The following is a 19,076-nucleotide window of genomic DNA, read 5'->3' as shown; positions in this document are numbered from 1 at the left end:
GGGCCTCCCACAATTGTCGGATAGGCCGAGCAGGCAGCCCCTGCTCGGTAACCCACGAATCTTGTGAGCGAGGCCCCGGCCCGCAACCCCATCACTCCTCCGGAGGGGTCACTTCATACTGTCTAGCAAAAGGCCCCCAGCCGGTTCGACTGGGGGCCTTTTGCTGTTGTCCTGGGATCAGGCGTCGCCCTCAGCCGCGACATTGCGGGTGCGGTTGGGGTCGACCTGGACGCCCGGGCCCATGGTCGTGGAGACGGTGACCTTCTTGAGGTAGCGGCCCTTGGAGCTGGCCGGCTTGAGACGAAGCACCTCCTCCAGCGCGGCGGCGTAGTTCTCCGCGAGCTGGGTCTCGGAGAAGGAGGCCTTGCCGATGATGAAGTGGAGGTTGGCGTGACGGTCCACGCGGAACTCGATCTTGCCGCCCTTGATGTCGGAGACGGCCTTGGCCACGTCGGTGGTCACGGTGCCGGTCTTCGGGTTGGGCATCAGACCACGGGGGCCCAGGATGCGGGCGACCTTGCCGACCTTGCCCATCAGGTCCGGGGTGGCGACAGCGGCGTCGAAGTCGACCCAGCCACCGGCCACCTTGTCGATGAGCTCGTCGCCGCCGACGAAATCCGCGCCGGCGGCCTGGGCCGCCTCGGCCTTGTCACCGTTGGCGAACACGAGGACTCGGACGGTCTTGCCGGTGCCGTGCGGCAGGCTGACGGTGCCGCGGACCATCTGGTCGGCCTTGCGGGGGTCGACGCCCAGCCGCATGACGACATCGACGGTCTCGTCGAACTTCTTCTTAGACGAGTTCTTGGCGATCTTGATCGCCTCAAGCGGGGCGTAGACCTCGGCCTTGTCGAAGGTCTCCGCCGCCGCGCGGTAGGTCTTGCTGCGCTGCATGATGTTCCTCTTGTTCTCTTAGGAGCCGTGGTTAGCAACGGGCCAGCGCGGCCCTCCCACGTGGACTAGCTGGATGCTGAGCTCACAAGTTCGCTCAGTTGTCGGTGGTGACGCCCATGGAGCGGGCGGTGCCCTCGACGATCTTCATCGCGGCCTCGATGTCGTTGGCGTTGAGGTCGGGAAGCTTGGTGGTCGCGATCTCGCGCACCTGGTCCTTGGTCAGCTTGCCGACCTTGTCCTTGTGCGGGACCGAGGAGCCCTTGGCGAGGCCGGCGGCCTTCTTGATCAGCTCGGCGGCCGGCGGGGTCTTCGTGATGAAGGTGAAGGTGCGGTCCTCGTAGATGGTGATCTCGACGGGGACGACATTGCCGCGCATGGACTCGGTCTGGGCGTTGTAGGCCTTGCAGAAGTCCATGATGTTGACGCCGTGCGGGCCGAGCGCGGTGCCGACCGGCGGTGCCGGGGTCGCGGAGCCTGCCTGGAGCTGGACCTTGACCAGCGCGGCGATCTTCTTCTTGGGAGGCATTGCTTTCTCTTTCTTATCCGTGGTCATGACGAGGACGTACGACGCCCTCTGCCACCTTCGTTGAGCCCGGTCAGACCTTCTGGATCTGGCTGAAGCTCAGCTCGACCGGGGTCTCCCGGCCGAAGATCTCGACGAGGGCCTTGACCCTCTGCGACTCGGCGTTGAGCTCGGTGATGGTCGCGTGGAGCGTGGCGAACGGGCCGTCGACGACCATGACGGAGTCGCCCACGCCGAAGTCGGCGACCTCGACGGGCCGCTTGACCTGGGTCGTGGTGGTGCCGCCACCGCCGGCGACCCCGGCGGCAGCCTCCTCGGCCTCGGCCGCGGCGACGACGGCCGGAGCGAGCATGTTCTCGACCTCGGTCATCGACAGCGGCACCGGCTGGTGCTGGTGGCCGACGAAGCCGGTGACGCTCGGGGTGTGGCGCACGGCCGCCCAGGACTCGTCGGTGAGGTCCATCCGGACCAGCACGTAGCCAGGCAGCACGGTGCGCTTGACCTTCTTGCGCTGACCGTTCTTGATCTCGAAGACCTCTTCGGTGGGGACCACGATCTCGTGGATGTAGTCCTCCATGTTGAGGGAGATGATGCGGTTCTCCAGGTTGGACTTCACCCGGTTCTCCATGCCGGAGTAGGTGTGCACGACGTACCACTCCCCCGGCTTGGCCCACAGCTCGCGACGGAACGCCTCGAGCGGGTCGTCAGCGGCGGTCTCGGTCTCCTCCGACGCCTCGTCCGCGGGGTCACCGGCAGCGCCCTCGTCGAGGGTCTCCTCGATGTCCGAGACGACCTCCTCGTCCACGGGGGTCTCGTCGGAGAGCTCCTGGTCAGACACGCTTTGCTCCATCAATTCGGCGGGTGGTGATCGTCAGTCCCGGCCGCCGAAGATCGCGAAGAACAGCTGGCCCCAGCCCAGGTCGAGCAGGGACGTGATGGCCATCAGGATCAGGACGAACACGAGTACGACGATGAAGTAGGTGGACAACTGCTCCCGGGTCGGCCAGACGACCTTCCGCAGCTCAGCCACCACCTGGCGGTAGAACGTGAAGGGGCCCGTGCGCTTCTCGGTCCGCTCCCGCTTTCTCGGGGCCGGCGCCGCCTTGCTGTCAGCCATGCCTCTCCTTGTTCCAACGTCGGTGCAGGGCACGAGGGACTTGAACCCCCAACCTTCGGTTTTGGAGACCGATGCTCTGCCAGTTGAGCTAGTGCCCTCCGATGGTTGCCTCCACACAGTGGGGCCAGACCCGTCTCAGGGCGCGACTCACCATGTGGCAGAACCACCAAACGTGGAGTCTACGGGAGCCACCCCAGCCGAGTCGAACCGACAGCGGTCCCCGAGGAATCCGCACCTCGCGCGAGCCCGTGCTAGGGTCGTGACCAGTTGAGGAAGGTGTACTGGCCTTCCCGTCGCGCACAGCGACGGTTCATCGTAGTTTCCTTGGTCTTCGGTCCCGCTGGACATCAAGCTCACCGCGAATGTCTTCAGCGTCATACCGACCGGTGACGCGCTACAGCGGCTGCTGGTCATACCGAAAGAGGAACAGTCATGACTCAGGGAACCGTGAAGTGGTTCAACGACGACAAGGGCTTCGGCTTCATCGCCCAGGACGGCGGCGGCGCTGACGTCTTCGTCCACCACACCTCCATCTCCGGCACCGGCTACAAGTCGCTGCGCGAGGAGCAGAAGGTGGAGTTCGAGATCACCCAGGGCCCCAAGGGCCCGCAGGCGTCGAACGTCCGCGGCCTGTGACAACAACGACAGGACCGGCGTCGCTTACGCAGTGACGCCGCCCGGCCACTGAGCCACCGCAACAACGGCGAGACCCGCCCCGTCGAGGGCGGGTCTTGTCGTTGTGAGCGCGAATCCCGGTTGCTGGCCGAGCCTCGGGACCGGTTGTTCCCGTCGGGGTGTTGCCGAGCGGCTCCCCTCGGGGCACCGCCCAGGCCACCATCACGCCGAGACGGCGCCTTTGCTCAGTAGTCTCCTAGTACACCCGGGCCGAGCCGTTCGCGTAGCTCCTCGACGGTGATGCCGAAGGTGTCGCGCACTACCGCGCCGGTGGGGCCGAGGTCGAAGACCGCCAGGTCGGTGTAGAGGCGGCTGACGCAGTCGACGGCCGTGAGCGGGTAGCTGCAGCGCGGCACCAGCTTGGGGGCGCCGGCCTTGGTGAAGAGGGTCATCATCACGTAGGTGTCCTTGGCGCCGATGGCCAGGTCCATGGCGCCGCCGACGGCTGGGATGGCGTCGGGCTCGCCGGTGTGCCAGTTGGCCAGGTCGCCGGTGGCGCTGACCTGGAACGCGCCGAGCACGCAGACGTCGAGGTGGCCGCCGCGCATCATCGCGAAGGAGTCGGCGTGGTGGAAGTACGCCGCCCCGGGCAGCTCGGTGACGGGCACCTTGCCGGCGTTCGTGAGGTCGGGGTCGATCTGGTCGCCGTGGGCCGCCGGACCCATGCCGAGCATCCCGTTCTCGGTGTGCAGGATGACGCCGCGCTCCGGGGGCAGGTGGTCGGCGACCTTGGTGGGCTGGCCGATGCCGAGGTTGACGTAGGCGCCCTGGGGGATGTCCCGGGCGACGCGGGCCGCCAGCTCGTCGGGGGTCAGGCTTCTCATCGGGCTCCCTCCACCATGTAGCGGCGGGCCTCGACCCGGACCACCCGGTCGACGTAGATATTGGGCGTCGCCACCGCCTCGGGGTCGAGGCTCCCGGTGGGGACGAGCTCGCTCACCTGGGCGATGGTCGTGGTGGCCGCGGTCGCCATCACCGGGCCGAAGTTGCGGGCGGTCTTGCGGTAGACCAGGTTGCCGAGGCCGTCGGCACGGTGCGCGCTGATCAGCGCGACATCGCCCCTGATGGGATATTCGAGGACATAGTCACGGCCATCGATGGTGCGGGTCTCCTTGCCCTCGGCCAGCGGGGTGCCGACGCCGGTAGGACAGAAGAACGCACCGATGCCAGCCCCGGCCGCGCGCATCCGCTCGGCGAGACTGCCCTGCGGCACCACCTCCAGCTCGATCCTGCCCTCCCGGTAGAGCCCGTCGAAGACGTAGGAGTCGACCTGGCGGGGGAAGGAGCAGATCACCTTCCGTACCCGGCCGGCCCGGAGGAGGGCAGCGAGGCCGACCTCGCCGTTGCCGGCGTTGTTGGACACCACGGTGAGCTCCTTCGCGCCCTGCCTGATCAGGCCCTCGATGAGGTCGAACGGCATCCCGGCCAGGCCGAAGCCGCCGACCAGCACGGTGGCGCCGTCCTCGATGCCGGCAACGGCCTCGTCGACGGAGTCGTACGTCGTGGCGCTCATGCTGCGGTGCTCTCCAGGCTCTCCAGTACGACGGCCAGGCCCTGCCCGACGCCGATGCAGATCGCCGCGACGCCCCATCGCTCGCCGCGCTCGCGCAGCACCTGGGCGAGGGTGCCGAGGATGCGGCCGCCGGAGGCGCCTAGCGGGTGGCCGATGGCGATGGCGCCGCCGCGGGTGTTGACGATCTCGGGATCTCGCAGCCCGGCCGCGGACCAGGCGTCGATGCAGACCAGCGACTGCACCGCGAAGGCCTCGTTGAGCTCGACCGCGCCGACCTGCTCCCAGCCGATGCCGGCTCTCTTCAGGGCCAAGTTGGCGGCCTCGACCGGGGCGTAGCCGAACGCCTGCGGCTCCAGCGCGTGGGCGCCGCGACCGGCGATCCTGGCCACCGGCGCCAGCCCGATCGTCCCGGCGGCCGACTCGGAGCCGAGCAGCACCGCCGAGGCGCCGTCGTTGAGCGGGGAGGCGTTGCCTGCGGTGATGGTGCCGCCCTGCTCCGGGCTGCGGAAGGACGGCTTGAGGCCGGCCAGGGTCTCGACGGTGGAGTCCGGCCGGATGCCCTCGTCCCGGGTGAGGCCGTCGACCGGGACGACCAGGTCGTCGTAGAAGCCCTCGTCCCAGGCCCTGGCCGCCAGGGCGTGGGAGCGGACCGCGAACTCGTCCTGCCGGGCCCGGCTCACGCCGTACTTCTGCGCCAGCTGCTCGTTGGCCTCGCCCAGGCTGACCGTCCACTCCTGGGGCATCCGCGGGTTGACCAGCCGCCAGCCGAGCGTGGTGGAGACGGCGGCGAGGTCGCCGGCCGGGAAGCCTCGTGCCGGCTTGGGGAGCACCCATGGCGCCCGGGTCATCGACTCCACGCCACCGGTCAGCACCACCTCGGCGTCTCCGGTCTCGATCGACCGCGAGCCGATCATCGCCGCGTCGAGGGAGGAGCCGCACAACCGGTTGACGGTGGTGCCCGGCACGCTGACCGGCAGGCCGGCCAGCAGGGCGGCCATCCGGCCGACATTGCGGTTCTCCTCGCCGGCGCCGTTGGCGTTGCCCCAGACGACCTCGCCGATCTGCCCGGGGGCCAGGCCCGGCGCCTTGGCCAGCACCGCCTCGATGACACCGGCAGCCAGATCGTCGGGACGGGCACCGGCCAGGGCGCCGTTGAACCGGCCGAACGGAGTCCGCACCGCGGTGTAGAGATAGGTATCGCTCACGATTGCCGACGCTAGTCGTTGGCGCTCATACCGTGAAGTATCAATATTGACGTCTATTAAGATCCTGCAGATATGGATATTCGTCATTTGCGCTACTCCGTCGCGGTCGCGGAGGAGCGACACTTCGGCCGGGCGGCGCGGCAGGGCAGGGCAGTAGGCCGTCGCGGCTCCGCCCGCCCGCCGAGAGGTCCCTGATCGCCCGACTCAGGAACGCGCTTCCTCGCGCTCCGCTCGCTCGGTGTCGACGGCCCGGAGCCGGTCACCCAGGCGCTGCTGCTCGACCGCCGCCGCCATCGCGGCCTCCAGCTCTGCCCGCGCCGTCGCAAGGTCGCCCATGCGGTCAGCGTAGAGCGACCGGAATCGCCGTCGCCCGACGCCCTACCGCATCAGCCGTGTCTGCGACGCCAGGCGTCGACCGACGCCCCGGGCGGCGACCTCCAGCGCGGCGACGAGTCGGCCGCGATCCCGCTTGAGGCTGGCGACCACGACGCCGATCGCCGCCACCACGTCTCCCTGGCGACGTACCGGCACGGCGACCGAGCAGGCGCCGGCGGTCATCTCCTCGACGGTCGCGGCATAGCCGTCGCGACGCACCCGCTCCAGCTGCGCGGTGAGCGTCCAGGGGTCGGTGATGGTCCGGGGGGTGACCGGGGCGAGGCCGGCCAGCACCCGACGCCGTACGTCGTCCGGGGCGTGGGCGAGCAGCACCTTGCCGACCCCGGTGGCGTGCATCGGCAGCGTCGAGCCGATGCTGCTGACGACCGGCACCGACGCGCGACCGGAGAGGCGGTCGAGGTAGAGCACCTCGTCGCCGTCGCGGACGGCGAGGTGGACGGTGGCCAGCGTGGCGGCATAGATGTCGTGGAGGAACGGCGAGGCGGCCTCGCGCAGAGTGGACTGGACCGGCGCCAGCAGCCCGATGTCCCACAGTCGCCGGCCAATCACATAGTCGCGGCCAGCCCTGGCGAGCGCGCCGTGCTCGACGAGCTCGCCGGCCAGCCGGTGCACGGTCGGCAGCGGCAGATCGGCGTGCCGGGCGATCGCGGAGAGCGAGAGCCGGGGGTGGCGCTCGTCGAACGCGCCGAGGATCGCCATGACTCGTCCGGTGACGGTGGCGCCGGGGACGCCTGCATTCCCTGCCATGACCGCGATTCTTCCACTGAACGGAAGATTGGTGGCAGCGGTCACAGGGCGTCACGATGCTGGCGAGCATGGACTCACAAGAGGTCATCAGCGCCGAGATCGCGGGCATCGAGACGGCCTACGAGCAGGCGGGGGTCGAGACGGACCAGCCGCGGCTCGACTATCCGCCGTACCGGAGCTCGGTCCTGCGGCACCCGACCAAGGACCTGCACCACGCCGACCCGGAGACCATCGAGCTGTGGGCGCCGTGCTTCGGCCACCGCGACCTCGACCCGCTGGAGGCCGACCTGACGATCGGACACGCCGGCGAGCCGATCGGCGAGCGGATCGTGGTGACCGGCCGGATCACCGACGGCGAGGGCCGGCCGATCCGCCGCCAGCTGGTCGAGATCTGGCAGGCCAACGCGGGCGGGCGCTACGTCCACAAGCGCGATCAGCATCCCGCGCCGCTGGACCCCAACTTCACCGGTGCCGGCCGCTGCCTGACCGACGACGACGGCTGCTACCGGTTCCAGACCATCAAGCCGGGGCCCTACCCGTGGCGCAATCACCACAACGCCTGGCGGCCGGCGCACATCCACTTCTCTCTGTTCGGCACCGACTTCACCCAGCGGCTGGTGACGCAGATGTACTTCCCCGGCGATCCGCTGTTCGCGCTCGACCCGATCTATCAGTCGATCACCGACGCGAAGGCGCGCGAGCGGCTGGTGGCGACCTACGACCACTCGCTGACCAGCCACGAGTGGGCGACCGGCTACCGCTGGGACGTCGTCCTCACCGGGGCGTCCCAGACCTACCTGGAGCAGGCATGATCCCCGCAACGCCCGGTCAGACCGTTGGCCCGTTCTTCCACTACGGCCTGCCCTACGACGGCGACCGCGACCTGGTCCCGCCGGGCTCCCCCGGCGCCGTGCTCCTCCACGGCCACGTGTACGACGGCCAGGGGGCCGGCCTGCCCGACGCGCTGGTGGAGATCTGGCAGGCCAGGCCGGACGGCTCGATCCCGCAGGTCCCGGGCTCGCTGCGCCGCGACGGCTGGACGTTCACCGGATTCGGCCGGGCCTCCACGGGACGCGACGGCCGCTACACCTTCTCGACGCTGGTGCCAGGCAGCACCCCGGCGTTCTGGGCGGTGACGGTCTTCGCCCGGGGACTGCTGGACCGGCTCTTCACCCGGGCCTACCTGCCGTCGCCGGCGCTGGAGTCGGACACCTTCCTGACCTCGGTGCCGGCGGAGCGGCGCGCCACGCTGATGGCTGTGCCCGACGAGCAGGGGTTCGTCTTCGACATCCGGCTGCAGGGCGAGGGCGAGACGGTCTTCCTGCGCTTCCCCGGTCAGTGAGATGGGGGATCTCTACTGGCCCGGCGACGAGCGCGCCGGGACGCTGCTGAGCGACGAGGCCCTGGTGACCGCGATGGTGGCCGTCGAGCAGGCCTGGCTGGACGCCCTCGCGGCCGCCGGCCTCACCACCTCGATGCCGCTCGCGGCGCCCTCGGTGGACGACCTGACGGCCGGCGCGGAGTCGGGCGGCAACCCGGTCATCGGCCTGGTGCCGCTGCTGCGGCGGCAGTCGCCGTGGGCGCACCGGGGCCTGACCAGTCAGGACGTGCTCGACAGCGCGCTGATGCTGTGCCTGCGCGAGGTCGCCGACCGGGTCACCGACGAACTGCGCGCGCAGGTCTCCTCGCTGGTCACCCTCGTCGCCGCCCACCGGTCGTCACTGATGGTTGGCCGCACGCTGGCCCAGCACGCGGTGCCGGTCACGTTCGGGCTCAAGGCGGCCGGCTGGCTGACCGGCGTCCTCGACGCCGCCGCCACGCTCGGCGCGCTGAGCTTTCCGGCCCAGCTCGGCGGCGCGGCGGGGACGCTGTCGGCGGCCGCCGAGCTCAGCGACGACCCGGTGCCACTCTCCGCGCGAGCCGCGGTGGCGCTCGGCCTGGAGGCCAGGCTCCCCTGGCACACCTCGCGCCGGCCGGTCACCGCGATCGGCGACGCCCTGGTGGCCTGCACCGACGCGTTCGGCAGGGTCGCGACCGACGTCGCCACCCTGTCCCGCCCGGAGATCGGCGAGGTCGCTGAGGCGGCGGGCGGTGGCTCGTCGACAATGCCCCAGAAGCGGAACCCGGTGCTGTCGGTGCTGATCCGGCGGGCCGCCATCACCACACCCGGTCTGGCCGCGACGCTCCACACCGCGGCCGCGCTGGCCGGCGACGAGCGGCCCGACGGCCCCTGGCACGCCGAGTGGGCGACGCTGCGCGATCTCGGCCGTCGTACCGTCGTCGCGGCCTCGCAGACCGCCGAGCTGCTGGCCGGGCTGCGCGTCGACGCCGCCCGGATGGCGGCCACCGCCGAGGCGGCCCACGCCGAGCTGACCGCCGAGCGCGACGCGATCGCCGGCTTCACCGACCGCGCGCCGGGCACGGACGACTACCTGGGCGCCACCGACGCCATCATCGACGGCGTGCTCGGCCGCGCCACCGACTTCTTGGAGACCGCATGAGGATCACCGGTGTCGAGCTGGCCGGCCACGCCGGCCTGCCGCTGCTGGTCGTGGGGCCCTCGCTGGGCACCTCCGCGACCGCGCTGTGGGGGCCCGTGGCGCGCCGGCTCGGCGACGCCTTCCACGTCGTCGGCTGGAACCTGCCGGGGCACGACGGCGCGCCGGTGGGCGAGCCGTTCACGCTGGAGGAGCTGGCCGTCGGCGTACTCGCCTATGTCGAGGGGATCCTCGCCGCCCGGGGCGACTCGACCTTCGGCTACGCCGGCGACTCGGTCGGCGGCGCGGTCGGGCTGTGCCTGCTGCTGGACGCGCCCGAGGCCGTGACGGGAGCCGCGCTGCTCTGCACCGGCGCGAGGATCGGCGAGCCGTCGATGTGGCGCGACCGGGCCGCGACGGTGCGCGCCTCCGGCACCCCGACCCAGGTCACCGGCTCGGCGCAACGCTGGTTCGCCGCCGGGTTCCTGGAGCGCGAGCTCGAAGTGGCGACCTCGCTGCTGACCGTGCTGCAGCACGCCGACGCCGAGGGCTACGCGCAGGTGTGCGAGGCACTGGCGTCGTACGACGTGCGCGACCGGCTGGGCAAGATCACCGCGCCCGTGCTGGCGATCGCCGGTGCCGAGGACGCCCCCACGCCCCCGGCCGGGCTGGCGGAGATCGCCATCGCCACTCGCGGCACCCTGGAGGTGCTCGACGGCGTCGCCCACCTGGCCCCGGCAGAGGCGCCCGACCGGGTCGCAGCGCTGCTCCGCGCCCACCTCGCGCCCAGCGTCTACGACGCCGGGATGACGGTGCGCCGCGAGGTGCTGGGCGAGGAGCACGTCGACCGCGCCAACGCGGCCATCACCGACCTCACCGCCGACTTCCAGGAGCTGATCACCCGCTACGCCTGGGGCACCATCTGGACCCGCCCCGGCCTGACCCGCCGCGACCGCTCCATCGCGGTGCTGACGGCGCTGATCGCCCGCGGTCACCACGAGGAGCTCGCTATGCACGTCCGGGCCGCGCTGCGCAACGGGCTGACCCGCGACGAGATCGGGGAGGTCATCCTCCAGTCGGCGATCTACTGCGGCGTCCCCGACGCCAATACCGCCTTCCGCATCGCGCAGCAGGTGTTGACCGAGTCAGCCGGCTGACATCCCCGGGATAGCCTGTCGCGCATGCCCGACCGCGACCCGATCCGAGAGGCGCGCCGCCAGTGGCTCGAGCACGGCTGGGACGAGGCGGCCGACGGAATGGCGATGGTGACCTCGATCGCCCGGGTGCATCAGCTGCTGATGGAGCGGATCGAGGCGGTGCTCCGACCACTGCGGCTCAGCTTCGCGCGCTACGAGGTGCTGCGACTGTTGGCCTTCACCCGCGCCGGCGCGCTGCCGATGACCCGGCTCGGCTCGCTGCTCCAGGTCCATCCCACCTCGGTCACCTCGGCAGTGGACAAGCTGGAGGAGCAGGGCTTCTGCCGGCGCAGCCGGGGGTCAGCCGACAAGCGGATCGTGCTCGCCGAGATCACCGACGAGGGTCGCATGGTGGTCGAGAAGGCGACCGAGGGGCTCAACGAGGTGTTCGCGACACCGGGCCTCTCCCGCGCCGACGTCGGCGCGCTGACCGGCCTGCTGGACCTGCTCCGAGCGGCCGCCGGCGACCTCGTCGAGCGGGCGGCGGAGGCTACTGACTAGTCACCCTCGACGGAGTTGCTTGGACGTCCTACCATCTGATTAGTAGGACTTCCAACTATCTCTCCCGGAGCAGCCGTGCACCTCCCCCAGAACCCCGTCCGGTTGGTCACCGCGAGCAGCCTGTTCGACGGTCACGACGCCTCGATCAACATCATGCGGCGGATCTTCCAGTCGCAGGGCTGCGAGGTGATCCACCTCGGCCACAACCGCTCGGTCGCCGAGGTCGTCGAGGCGGCGATCGAGGAGGACGTCCAGGGCATCGCGGTGTCGTCGTACCAGGGCGGGCATGTGGAGTATTTCGAGTACCTCGTCCAGCTCCTGCGCGAGCGCGGCGCCGGTCACATCCACGTCGTCGGGGGCGGTGGTGGAGTCATCGTGCCCGAGGAGATCGCCCGGCTGCGCGGCTCCGGCGTCACCATCTTCTCCCCCGAGGACGGCCAGCGAATGGGCCTGCCCGGGATGATCAACTCGGTCGTCGAGGCCTGCGACGTCGACCTGTGGGCGCAGCGCGCGGTCACCGCAGACGAGGTCATCGCCGGCGACCGGATCGCGCTCGCCCGCGCCATCACCGGCGCCGAGCTCGGCCGGCTCGACCCCGAGGCGCTGAGCCGGCTGCAGGAGGCCGCCGCCGGCCACGCCACCCCGGTGCTCGGCATCACCGGCACCGGCGGCTCGGGCAAGTCCTCCCTGACCGACGAGCTGGTACGACGGCTGCGGGTCGACCAGCAGGACAAGCTGCGGGTCGCGGTGATCGCCGTGGACCCGACCCGGCGCAAGGGCGGCGGTGCGCTCCTCGGCGACCGGATCCGGATGAACAGTCTGGACCTCACCGGCGCCGGGCTGGACCGGGACCGGGTCTACTTCCGGTCGCTGGCCACCCGCGGCGCCCACGAGCTGCCCGACCACCTCGGCGACGTCATCGCGGTGACCAGGGCGGCCGGCTTCGACCTGGTGATCGTGGAGACCCCCGGCATCGGGCAGGGCGACGCCGCGGTGGTGCCCTTCGTCGACGTCTCGCTCTACGTCATGACGCCGGAGTTCGGTGCCGCCTCCCAGCTGGAGAAGATCGACATGCTCGACTTCGCCGACGCGGTGGCGATCAACAAGTTCGAGCGGCGTGGTGCCGAGGATGCGATGCGCGACGTCGGTCGGCAGCTGGTCCGCAACCGCGAGGCGTTCGGCTCCTCCCCCGACGACATGCCGGTCTTCGGCACCTCCGCGGCCACCTTCGACGACGACGGCGTCACCGCGCTCTACCAGCACCTGCGCTCGCTGCTGACGGAGAAGGGCCTGCCGGTCCAGGACGGCACGCTGGCCCCGGTCGCCAGCAAGCGCTCCACCCGGATCCGCGAGGTGCTGCCCGGCGACCGGGCCCGCTATCTGGCCGAGATCGCCGACACCGTCCGCAGCTATCACGCCCGCACCGAGGAGCTGGTGGGCCAGGCCCGCAGAGCCGATGCCCTCGCGCTCGCCGAGAGGTCCCTGATCGCCCCGCGAGAGGTCCCGGATGGCCCCGCGAGTGGTCCCGGATTGACCGTCGATGGACAACAAGAGACCCCTCGAGGGGCAACGAGAGACCTCTCGGGGGGCGATCAGGGACTTCTCGGCGAGTGGTTGGCTGCTCACGCCGAGGCCGCCCGGCAGGCGTTGCCGGCCGACCTGCGCCGGCAGATCGAGGAGTGGCCGAACGTGGTGGCGTCGTACTCCGGCGACGAGCAGGTAGTCACCGTCCGCGACCAGGAGATCGTCACCAAGCTGACCAAGGAGTCGCTCTCCGGCAACAAGATCCCCCGGGTCGCGCTGCCCAGCTACGACGAGGTCGGGGAGCTGGTGCGGTTCTGGCGCAAGGAGAACCTGCCCGGCTACTTCCCCTTCACCGCCGGCGTCTTCCCGTTCAAGCGCGACGGCGAGGACCCGGCCCGGATGTTCGCCGGCGAGGGCGACCCGTTCCGGACCAACCGCCGGTTCAAGCTGGTCTCCGCGGGCCAGCCGGCAACCCGCTTGAGCACCGCCTTCGACTCCGTGACCCTCTACGGCCGCGACCCCGACGAGCGCCCGGACATCTACGGCAAGGTCGGCACCTCGGGCGTCTCGGTGGCCACCCTCGACGACATGAGGGCGCTCTACGACGGCTTCGACCTGACCGCGCCGACGACCAGCGTGAGCATGACGATCAACGGCCCGGCGCCGACGGTGCTGGCCTTCTTCCTCAACACGGTCATCGACCAGGAGGTCGACAAGTTCCGCGAGAAGGAGGGTCGCGAGCCGTCCACCGCGGAGCGCGAGGAGCTGGCGGCGTACGCCGTCTCGACCGTCCGCGGCACCGTCCAGGCCGACATCCTCAAGGAGGACCAGGGCCAGAACACCTGCCTGTTCTCCACCGAGTTCAGCCTGCGCTGCATGGGCGACATCCAGCAGTGGTTCATCGACCACCGGGTCCGCAACTTCTACTCGGTCAGCATCTCCGGCTACCACATCGCCGAGGCCGGCGCGAACCCGATCAGCCAGCTCGCCTTCACCCTCGCCAACGGCTTCACCTACGTCGAGTCCTACCTCGCCCGCGGCATGGCGATCGACGACTTCGCGCCCAACCTGTCGTTCTTCTTCTCCAACGGCATGGATCCCGAGTACTCGGTGATCGGCCGGGTCGCCCGCCGGATCTGGGCGGTCGCGATGAAGGAGAAGTACGGCGCCTCGGAGCGCTCGCAGAAGCTGAAGTACCACGTGCAGACCTCGGGTCGGAGCCTGCACGCCCAGGAGATGGACTTCAACGACATCCGCACCACGCTGCAGGCGCTGATCGCGATCTACGACAACGCCAACAGCCTGCACACCAACGCCTACGACGAGGCGGTCACGACGCCCTCGACCGAGTCGGTGCGCCGGGCGCTGGCGATCCAGCTCATCATCAACCGCGAGTGGGGCCTGGCGATGAACGAGAACCCGCTGCAGGGCTCCTTCGTCATCGAGCAGCTCACCGACCTGGTGGAGGAGGCGGTGCTGGCCGAGTTCGAGCGGATCTCCGAGCGCGGCGGCGTGCTGGGCGCGATGGAGACCGGCTATCAGCGCGGCCGGATCCAGGACGAGTCGATGCTCTACGAGCACAAGAAGCATGACGGCAGCCTGCCGATCATCGGCGTCAACACCTTCCGTCGACCGGAGTCGGCCGGGGAGGAGGCGGAGAAGATCGAGCTGGCCCGGGCCACCGAGGAGGAGAAGCAGTCGCAGCTGACCCGGCTGCGCGACTTCCAAGAGCGGCACCGGTCCGAGGCCGAGGCGGCGATCGCCCGGCTCAAAGAGGCGGCCACCTCCGGCGAGAACGTCTTCGCCGTCCTCATGGACGCCGCCCGGGTCTGCTCGCTGGGTCAGGTCACCGAGGCCTTCTTCGAGGTCGGCGGGCAGTATCGTCGCAACGTCTGAGCACCGCCGGCCAGCCGGCGACGCGGCCGACCAACGACAAGGAGCGAGCGTGACCGAGCCCGAGAAGATCGTCGTCCTGGACGGCGCCCGTGTCCCCACCGGCAGCTTCGGCGGGGTCTACAAGGACGTCCCCGCCCACGAGCTCGGCGCGGCCGCCGCGACGGAGGCGCTCTCCCGCGCCGGCGTCGAGGCTGCGGACATCGCGGAGGTCGTGATGGGCTGCATCGGCCAGGTCGGCCCCGACGCCTACAACGCCCGCCGGGTCGCGCTCGCGGCCGGGCTGCCGCAGAGCACGCCGGCCTTCACCGTCAACCGGCTGTGCGGCTCCGGCCTGCAGGCGATCTGGTCGGCCGCGCAGGAGATGCGCTGGAACGACCTGGACTTCGCCCTCGCCGGCGGCGACGAGTCGATGACCCGGATGCCGTTCTACGACTTCAACGCCCGCGCCGGCTACAAGCTCGGCGACCGGACGCTGGCCGACGGCACCTCGCTGATGCTCACCGACCCGTTCCACGACATCCTGATGGGCGTCACCGCCGAGAACGTCGCCAAGAGGTACGACGTCTCGCGCCAGGCCCAGGACGAGTTCGCGCTGCTCTCCCAGCAGCGGGCCGCCGCCGACGCGGCGAAGGCGGCGTTCGCCGAGGAGATCGTGCCCTTCGAGGTCGGTGGCCGGCGGCCCTACACCGTCGAGGTCGACGAGCACCCCAAGCCCGAGACCACCCTGGAGACCCTGGCCGGGCTGCGGCCGGCGTTCGCCAAGGACGGCACCGTCACCGCCGGCAACGCCTCGGGCATCAACGACGGCGCCGGCGTGGTCGTGCTCGCCACCGAGTCGGCGGCCCGCGAGCGCGGCCTGACCGGATTGGTGACGCTGGAGGCGGTCACCACCGCGGCCAACGAGCCCGAGCTGATGGGCTACGCACCGACGTACGCCCTGGCCAAGCTCTTCGAGAAGACCGGCCTCACCCCGGGCGACATCGACATCATCGAGCTCAACGAGGCCTTCGCCGCGCAGGCCGTCGCGGTGATGCGCGACGCCAAGCTCGACCCCGAGAAGGTCAACCCCTACGGCGGCGGCATCGCGCTGGGCCACCCAGTCGGCGCCACCGGCGCGATCCTGACCGTCCGGGTCGCCAAGCACCTGGCCCGCACCGGTGGCGAGTGGGGCATCGTCACCATGTGCATCGGCGGCGGCCAGGCGCTGGCCGGGCTCTTCCGCCGCGTCTGAGGCGACGATCCGGCGGAGCAGGGCAGCTGCGCGGCTCAGAACGTGTTGGGAAAGTCCTGGCCGTAGCGAGCGAGGACTTCCCCAACACGTACTCAGTCTGAGAGGCGTGCGATGACCTGGCCCGGAACGACGTCGGTGCCCTCCTCGACCAGCAGCTCGATCAGGGTGCCGGAGAAGGGCGACTCCAGCTCTGAGTTGGTCTTGTCGGTCTCGAGCTCGGCGATGGGGTCTCCCTCGGCGACATGGTCCCCGACCTGCTTGAGCCAGGTCAGGAGGGTCGCATCCTCCATGGTCAAGCCCCACTGCGGAACCACGATGTCGCTCATGAAGCGCTCCTCACTGTCTGGACGGTGTCGGTGATAGCCCGGGCGATCGCCTCGGGCTGGGGAAGATAGGCGGCCTCGAGCTGGGGGGCGAACGGCGGCGGCGCGAAAGGGGCACCCAGTCGCCGCACCGGGGCCCGGAGGGTGTCGAAGCACTGCTCCGCGACGACTGCGGCGATCTCCGCGCCGACCCCGAAGTCGACGACGGCGTCGTGGACGACCAGCAGCCGGCCAGTCTTGGCGACCGAGGCGAGCACCGTGTCGCGATCCCACGGGGAGATGGTCCGCAGGTCGATCAACTCGACGTCGACGTCTCGGACGAGGTCGAGCGCGGCCAGCGCCCGGGGCGCCGCGCCGCCCCAGGTCAGGACCGTCAGGTCGGCTCCGGTCCGTCGTACGGCGGCCTGCCCGATGGGGACGATCTCGTCCTCGTCCGACACCTCGCCGCGAGCCGACCACTCGGCCAGGCTCTCGATGACGTAGACGGGGCCGTCGTCGCGGATCGCCGCCTTGAGCAGGCCGCGGGCGTCGGCCGGGGTCGAGCCCCAGACGACCTTCAGGCCCGGAACGTGGGCCAGCCAGGCCTCCAGGTTTTGCGCATGCTGGGGGCCGGTACGCCGGCCGCTCGCGCACACCGAGCGGATCACCATCGGCGCCGCGAAGTTCCCGGCCGACATGTAGGACACCTTGGCCGCCTGGTTGACGACCTGGTCCATCGCGACCGTGACGAAGTCAAGGAACATCACCTCGACGACGGGCCGATAGCCGGCCATCGCGGCACCCAGCGCGGTGCCGACGATGGCCGCCTCGCTGATGGGCGTGTCCCTGACCCGCTCCGGCCCGAAGGCGTCCAGCAGGCCCTTGGTGGCGGCGAAGGGACCACCGGGGGCGGCGACGTCCTCGCCGATGACGACGACCGACGCGTCGCGCGCCATCTCCTCGTGCAGGGCGCGATTGATCGCCTGCCAGTACTTCAGGGTGCTCATCGGGCAGCCTCCGGGTAGACGAAGCGGGTGAGTCCGGCGGGGTCGCTCGGCGCCATGGCCTCGGCCTGCTCGGCGGCGGCGGAGACCTCGGCGGCGACCTCGGCCGCCATCCGGTCCAGCTCCTCCTCGGCCACGCCGTACGACGACACGAGAGCGGCCCGCCAGGCGGGCAGGGGGTCGCGCTCGGTCATGGCCTGGAGCTCCTCGCGCGGGCGGTACCTCTGAGGGTCACCCTCGAAGTGGCCCCGCCACCGGGTGGTGCGGGCCTCGATCAGGGTCGGGCCGTCGCCCGCCCGGGCGCGCGCGACGGCCTCACGCGCGGAGAGCAGCACCGCGCCCACGTCGTTGCCGTCCACCTGCTGCGCGGCCATGCCGTAGACCGCGGCCAGCTCGGTGACACGGGGATTGGCCAGGTGGGCGCTGACGGGGGTCATCTCGGCGTAGCCGTTGTGCTCGCAGACGAAGACCATCGGCAGCCGCCACAGCGCGGCGAGGTTGAGGCACTCGTGCAGCACGCCCTCGGCGACGGCCCCGTCGCCGAAGAAGGCGACCGAGACCTGTCCCCGGCCGGACAGCTGGGCGGCGTACGCCCCGCCCACGGCCATCGGGATGCCGCCGCCGACGATCGCGTTGGCCCCCAGGATGCCGACGGCGTTGTCGGCGATGTGCATCGACCCCGAGCGACCCAGGGCGTAGCCGCCCTCTCGCCCGTAAAGCTCCGCCATCATCTCCAGCACCCGGCCGCCCTTGGCGATGCAGTGGCCGTGACCGCGGTGCGTCGTGGTGATGTAGTCCTCGTCGCCGAGGGCGGCGCACACGCCCGCGGCGACCGCCTCCTGGCCGATGGAGAGGTGGATGAAGCCGGGCAGCCTCCCGGCGGCGAACAGCTCGCCGGCCGTGGTCTCGAAGTGCCGGATGACGAGCATCGTCCGGTGGAGCGCGAGCGCACTCTCCCGATCGATACGTTCGAGGTCGACGGTGGTCACGACTGGTCCTCCTTGGGCTTGAGCCGGACGACGGCCCGGCCCGGGGCGCACACGACCCCGTCCTGGTTGGTCTCGCGGAGCTCGCAGACCAGGCGGTCGCCGTCGATCTCGACGACCTCCCCGGTGATCGTCAGCTCGTCGCCGGGCACCGCGAAGTGGCGGTTCTGCCATGAGAACCCCTCGACCCGGCCACGGTCCCCGATCCAGCGGCGTACCGCCGCGAGCAGCCAGCAGCCGTGGAGGTGGCTGTGGACCAGCACGTCTGGGTAGCCCTCGGTCGCGGCGTAGGCCTGGTCGTAGTGGATCCGGTGCGGGTTCCAGGTCACGGCGCTGAACCGGAACAGCGAGATCGAGGTGGGCCGGACGAGGAGCGGCGTGACCGGCGCTCCCACGGCGAGTTCGCTCACGACAACTCCTCTCTGCCGAGGAACCGCTCCCGGCACTCGGTCAGCAAACCCTGGTCGTCCAGGTAGCGGCGCTCCACGGTCAGCACCAGCAGCCGACCGCTCCTGGTCTCCTTCAGCTCCACCTCGGCGATCCTCACCTCGAGCCGGAGCGGCACTCCGGCGACCACGTCACGGTGGAACGTCAGCTCCTGCCCACCGCCCATCAGCCGCAGGCCCGCCAGATCGACCCCGGAGAACGGGTCGGCGGCGTTGCCGTCGGGCAGCAGGTCGCGCTCGGCGGGACCGCCGCCCCAGGCCAGCACCGAGGAGAGGAAGAGCGGCGAGGCGAGTCCGGCGATGTCGTCGGGGACGCCGCCGGACACGGCCGCGTCGAAGCGGTCGAGGTCGAGCTCGCGGACGGCGCCGAGCTCGACGTGGGTGGTCCTTCCGACGGCGTCGCGGGCACCGGCCCACACCCGCTCGATCAGGCTGTCGAGGTCCAT

General features: G+C 70.8%; 22 protein-coding genes, 1 tRNA gene and 1 pseudogene. 9 read left to right on the top strand and 15 right to left on the bottom strand.

Annotated elements, in window-relative coordinates; genetic code table 11:
• Window positions 1-177: 177 nt before the first annotated feature.
• The 5 genes from rplA to QM595_RS05120 form a co-directional block, all read right to left on the bottom strand.
• The gene (gene rplA, locus QM595_RS05140; protein WP_415170451.1) at window positions 178-891 is read right to left on the bottom strand and encodes a 50S ribosomal protein L1; all 714 of its coding nucleotides are present in this window, start codon (window positions 889-891) and stop codon (window positions 178-180) included.
• Window positions 892-985: 94 nt separating this feature from the next.
• The gene (rplK, locus tag QM595_RS05135) at window positions 986-1,417 is read right to left on the bottom strand and encodes a 50S ribosomal protein L11 (protein ID WP_415170450.1); all 432 of its coding nucleotides are present in this window, start codon (window positions 1,415-1,417) and stop codon (window positions 986-988) included.
• Between the two features lie 70 nt (window positions 1,418-1,487).
• Entirely contained in the window at window positions 1,488-2,264 is a 777-nt protein-coding gene (nusG, locus tag QM595_RS05130) for a transcription termination/antitermination protein NusG (protein WP_415170449.1), read from the bottom strand.
• A gap of 21 nt (window positions 2,265-2,285) precedes the next feature.
• Window positions 2,286-2,531, bottom strand: a complete 246-nt coding sequence (gene secE / locus QM595_RS05125; RefSeq protein WP_415170448.1) for a preprotein translocase subunit SecE — start codon at window positions 2,529-2,531, stop codon at window positions 2,286-2,288.
• 25 nt (window positions 2,532-2,556) lie between these two features.
• A tRNA-Trp gene (locus tag QM595_RS05120) sits at window positions 2,557-2,629 on the bottom strand.
• Window positions 2,630-2,963: 334 nt separating this feature from the next.
• Between QM595_RS05120 and QM595_RS05115 the strand changes: the two genes are divergently transcribed.
• Complete coding sequence (locus QM595_RS05115; protein ID WP_415170447.1) at window positions 2,964-3,167, top strand: cold-shock protein; 204 nt, start codon at window positions 2,964-2,966, stop codon at window positions 3,165-3,167.
• Between the two features lie 224 nt (window positions 3,168-3,391).
• Here QM595_RS05115 and QM595_RS05110 read toward each other — a convergent pair whose 3' ends face one another.
• The 5 genes from QM595_RS05110 to QM595_RS05090 all read right to left on the bottom strand — a co-directional run bounded on the left by QM595_RS05110 (window position 3,392) and on the right by QM595_RS05090 (window position 7,067).
• A complete protein-coding gene (locus QM595_RS05110; RefSeq protein WP_415170446.1) occupies window positions 3,392-4,030 on the bottom strand; it encodes a 3-oxoacid CoA-transferase subunit B in 639 nt (212 codons plus the stop codon).
• Window positions 4,027-4,719 carry a 3-oxoacid CoA-transferase subunit A gene (locus QM595_RS05105; RefSeq protein WP_415170445.1) on the bottom strand — a complete coding sequence of 231 codons (693 nt, stop codon included), beginning with the start codon at window positions 4,717-4,719 and terminating at the stop codon, window positions 4,027-4,029. Before QM595_RS05105 ends, QM595_RS05110 begins: the two co-directional genes overlap by 4 nt.
• Complete coding sequence (locus QM595_RS05100) at window positions 4,716-5,924, bottom strand: thiolase family protein (RefSeq protein WP_415170444.1); 1,209 nt, start codon at window positions 5,922-5,924, stop codon at window positions 4,716-4,718. Before QM595_RS05100 ends, QM595_RS05105 begins: the two co-directional genes overlap by 4 nt.
• 204 nt (window positions 5,925-6,128) lie before the next feature.
• Window positions 6,129-6,260 (bottom strand): hypothetical protein, encoded by a 132-nt coding sequence (locus QM595_RS05095; protein WP_415170443.1) that lies wholly within the window; start codon window positions 6,258-6,260, stop codon window positions 6,129-6,131.
• 42 nt (window positions 6,261-6,302) lie between these two features.
• Window positions 6,303-7,067, bottom strand: coding sequence for an IclR family transcriptional regulator (locus tag QM595_RS05090; protein WP_415170442.1), 765 nt, complete (start codon window positions 7,065-7,067; stop codon window positions 6,303-6,305).
• A gap of 68 nt (window positions 7,068-7,135) precedes the next feature.
• On the opposite strand from QM595_RS05090, the gene pcaH reads away from it, so the two are divergent.
• The 8 genes and pseudogenes from pcaH to QM595_RS05050 all read left to right on the top strand — a co-directional run bounded on the left by pcaH (window position 7,136) and on the right by QM595_RS05050 (window position 15,892).
• Window positions 7,136-7,879, top strand: coding sequence for a protocatechuate 3,4-dioxygenase subunit beta (pcaH, locus tag QM595_RS05085; protein ID WP_415170441.1), 744 nt, complete (start codon window positions 7,136-7,138; stop codon window positions 7,877-7,879).
• On the top strand, window positions 7,876-8,409 hold the full coding sequence (pcaG, locus tag QM595_RS05080; protein WP_415170440.1) for a protocatechuate 3,4-dioxygenase subunit alpha: 534 nt from the start codon (window positions 7,876-7,878) through the stop codon (window positions 8,407-8,409). Before pcaH ends, pcaG begins: the two co-directional genes overlap by 4 nt.
• A 1-nt stretch (window position 8,410) precedes the next feature.
• Window positions 8,411-9,568, top strand: coding sequence for a lyase family protein (locus QM595_RS05075; RefSeq protein WP_415170439.1), 1,158 nt, complete (start codon window positions 8,411-8,413; stop codon window positions 9,566-9,568).
• Window positions 9,565-9,942: pseudogene (locus tag QM595_RS05070) on the top strand (alpha/beta fold hydrolase); the annotation flags it as partial. The gene QM595_RS05075 and the pseudogene QM595_RS05070, both read left to right, overlap by 4 nt.
• A gap of 366 nt (window positions 9,943-10,308) precedes the next feature.
• Window positions 10,309-10,701 carry a 4-carboxymuconolactone decarboxylase gene (gene pcaC, locus QM595_RS05065; RefSeq protein WP_415170454.1) on the top strand — a complete coding sequence of 131 codons (393 nt, stop codon included), beginning with the start codon at window positions 10,309-10,311 and terminating at the stop codon, window positions 10,699-10,701.
• A gap of 24 nt (window positions 10,702-10,725) precedes the next feature.
• Window positions 10,726-11,241 carry a MarR family winged helix-turn-helix transcriptional regulator gene (locus QM595_RS05060; protein WP_415170438.1) on the top strand — a complete coding sequence of 172 codons (516 nt, stop codon included), beginning with the start codon at window positions 10,726-10,728 and terminating at the stop codon, window positions 11,239-11,241.
• 75 nt (window positions 11,242-11,316) lie between these two features.
• Window positions 11,317-14,661 carry a methylmalonyl-CoA mutase family protein gene (locus tag QM595_RS05055; protein ID WP_415170437.1) on the top strand — a complete coding sequence of 1,115 codons (3,345 nt, stop codon included), beginning with the start codon at window positions 11,317-11,319 and terminating at the stop codon, window positions 14,659-14,661.
• A 49-nt stretch (window positions 14,662-14,710) separates the two neighbouring features.
• Window positions 14,711-15,892 carry a thiolase family protein gene (locus tag QM595_RS05050; RefSeq protein WP_415170436.1) on the top strand — a complete coding sequence of 394 codons (1,182 nt, stop codon included), beginning with the start codon at window positions 14,711-14,713 and terminating at the stop codon, window positions 15,890-15,892.
• 92 nt (window positions 15,893-15,984) lie between these two features.
• On the opposite strand, the gene QM595_RS05045 is transcribed toward QM595_RS05050, so the two are convergent.
• Genes QM595_RS05045 through QM595_RS05025 form a run of 5 tightly spaced genes read right to left on the bottom strand, consistent with a single transcriptional unit; the run spans window position 15,985 to window position 19,076 of the window.
• On the bottom strand, window positions 15,985-16,218 hold the full coding sequence (locus tag QM595_RS05045) for a lipoyl domain-containing protein (protein ID WP_415170435.1): 234 nt from the start codon (window positions 16,216-16,218) through the stop codon (window positions 15,985-15,987).
• Complete coding sequence (locus QM595_RS05040; protein ID WP_415170434.1) at window positions 16,215-17,201, bottom strand: alpha-ketoacid dehydrogenase subunit beta; 987 nt, start codon at window positions 17,199-17,201, stop codon at window positions 16,215-16,217. Before QM595_RS05040 ends, QM595_RS05045 begins: the two co-directional genes overlap by 4 nt.
• A complete protein-coding gene (locus QM595_RS05035) occupies window positions 17,198-18,187 on the bottom strand; it encodes a thiamine pyrophosphate-dependent dehydrogenase E1 component subunit alpha (protein ID WP_415170433.1) in 990 nt (329 codons plus the stop codon). The genes QM595_RS05040 and QM595_RS05035 overlap by 4 nt, the downstream gene beginning before the upstream one ends.
• Window positions 18,184-18,594, bottom strand: a complete 411-nt coding sequence (locus QM595_RS05030; RefSeq protein WP_415170432.1) for an acyl dehydratase — start codon at window positions 18,592-18,594, stop codon at window positions 18,184-18,186. The genes QM595_RS05035 and QM595_RS05030 overlap by 4 nt, the downstream gene beginning before the upstream one ends.
• On the bottom strand, window positions 18,591-19,076 hold the full coding sequence (locus QM595_RS05025) for a MaoC family dehydratase N-terminal domain-containing protein (protein ID WP_415170431.1): 486 nt from the start codon (window positions 19,074-19,076) through the stop codon (window positions 18,591-18,593). The genes QM595_RS05030 and QM595_RS05025 overlap by 4 nt, the downstream gene beginning before the upstream one ends.

The sequence above is a fragment of the Nocardioides sp. genome, assembly GCF_047607185.1.
In the GTDB taxonomy this organism is placed as follows: Bacteria; Actinomycetota; Actinomycetes; order Propionibacteriales; family Nocardioidaceae; genus Nocardioides.
This window is presented reverse-complemented; position numbering and strand designations above follow the sequence as displayed.